The organism is Thalassospira sp. UBA1131 (assembly GCF_002311515.1).
Classification (GTDB): domain Bacteria; phylum Pseudomonadota; class Alphaproteobacteria; order Rhodospirillales; family Thalassospiraceae; genus Thalassospira.
The window spans coordinates 3,373-4,964 of the sequence record NZ_DCAO01000074.1 but is presented as its reverse complement, the minus strand read 5'-3'; the positions used below and the strand labels follow the sequence as shown (position 1 = coordinate 4,964).

Here is a 1,592-nt window from a genome sequence, read left to right as displayed (position 1 = left end):
GCGGCGATATGCCCGACCTCAACAACTTGCCAAAAGGATTTACCGGTGGCGGGGGCGGTTTGCCGCCCGGGTTGCCGGGATTGGGAGGCGGCGGTGGCTTGCCTCCGGGATTCCCGGGGTTCGGCAAAAAGAAATAGCCAAGCCCCCGGTTCTGAAATGGGTTCTTCAAGAATTCCTCTTAGGAACCAAAACCGGCCCACAAAGCCGGATCAAAGACCAAGTGAATAGGCCCCTCGGGGTCATGATTTAGAAGACTACAAACCCAAGCTGAAAGGAACTTATCCGAATGGCTGTCAAGATTCGTCTTTCCCGTGGCGGTGCCAAGAAGCGTCCGTACTACCGTATCGTAGTTGCTGACGTTCGTGCCCCGCGTGACGGCAGCTTCATCGAGCGCGTCGGTACCTACGACCCGATGCTCCCGAAGGATGCTGACAACCGCGTAACCTTCAAAGAAGAGCGCATCAAATACTGGCTGTCCGTTGGCGCACAGCCGACCGATCGTGTTGCACGTTTCCTGGGCAAAGCTGGCCTGGCTGACGCGTTCAAACCGACCGAACAGCCGCAGAAGTCTGCTCCGAAAGCGAAAGCTCAGGAACGTCTTCGTGAGAAAGCTGAGAAAGCCGAAGCTGCTGCTGCCGCTGCTGCGGAAGCCGCTGCCGAAGCAGCAGCACCTGCTGAAGAAGAAGCTGCAGGCGAGTAATCGCTGAACGCACGCTTTGATCAGATACCGGAAACTTGTGAACCGAAATGGCTGATACCCGCAAATCCAAAAACGACGAAGCTTATGTCTGCGTCGGCATGATCACCGCCCCGCACGGGGTGCGTGGTGCCGTGCGCGTCAAAAGCTATACCGTCGATCCGGATAACCTTGTCGGTTACGGCCCGTTGTTCGACGCCAAGGGACGCGTGAAATACAAGCTGTCTCCTGTCGGACATGTCCGCGACCAGCTGATCGCCAAGATCGAAGGTGTGGACGACCGGGACGCTGCCGAACGGCTGCGGGGCACCAAGCTCCATGTACCGCGTGCTGCACTGCCTGACACGGTTGAAGAAGATGAATTCTACCTTGCTGACCTTGTCGGCCTGAAAGCGTTCCACATTGATGGTTCGGTTTTTGGCACCGTACGGGGTGTGGCTGATTTTGGCGCTGGCGACGTAATCGAAGTCGCGCTCGAAGAAGCCAAGAACAAGGTTGTTGTTCTTCCCTTCACCAAGGAAGTCGTGCCCGAGGTCATTCTTTCGGAACGCAAGATGGTGGTAAATCCGCCCGAGGGGCTACTGCAGGATGAGGACGGACCCGGTAATCGCAACCGTCGTCCGAACAAACCCCGCAAGGACTCTCAGGCCGACCGCGATTCTGATGCCGTTGCTGCAGATGCAGTAGGCGCGGAAACCGCGACCGGCAGCGGGAAGGAGGCCTGATCGATGTCTGTGTGGCAGGCAAAAGTTGCAACCCTGTTCCCGGAAATGTTTCCGGGTGTGCTTGGTCAGTCTTTGGCTGGCAAGGCGCTTGAAAACGGGATCTGGTCGCTTGATGTCAAAGACATCCGCGATCATGCAACCGACCGCCACCGCACTGTAGACGACAATCC

Annotated in this window: 2 protein-coding genes and 1 pseudogene; all 3 read left to right on the top strand. The window is 57.4% G+C overall.

Going from position 1 to position 1,592, the window contains the following annotated elements; all coding sequences use genetic code 11:
* Positions 1-286: 286 nt before the first annotated feature.
* Complete coding sequence (rpsP, locus tag B3Z49_RS11810) at positions 287-700, top strand: 30S ribosomal protein S16 (protein ID WP_008889815.1); 414 nt, start codon at positions 287-289, stop codon at positions 698-700.
* Between the two features lie 47 nt (positions 701-747).
* Positions 748-1,422, top strand: coding sequence for a ribosome maturation factor RimM (gene rimM, locus B3Z49_RS11805; protein ID WP_008889814.1), 675 nt, complete (start codon positions 748-750; stop codon positions 1,420-1,422).
* A 3-nt stretch (positions 1,423-1,425) separates the two neighbouring features.
* Positions 1,426-1,592, top strand: a pseudogene (locus B3Z49_RS11800) (tRNA (guanosine(37)-N1)-methyltransferase TrmD); the annotation flags it as partial.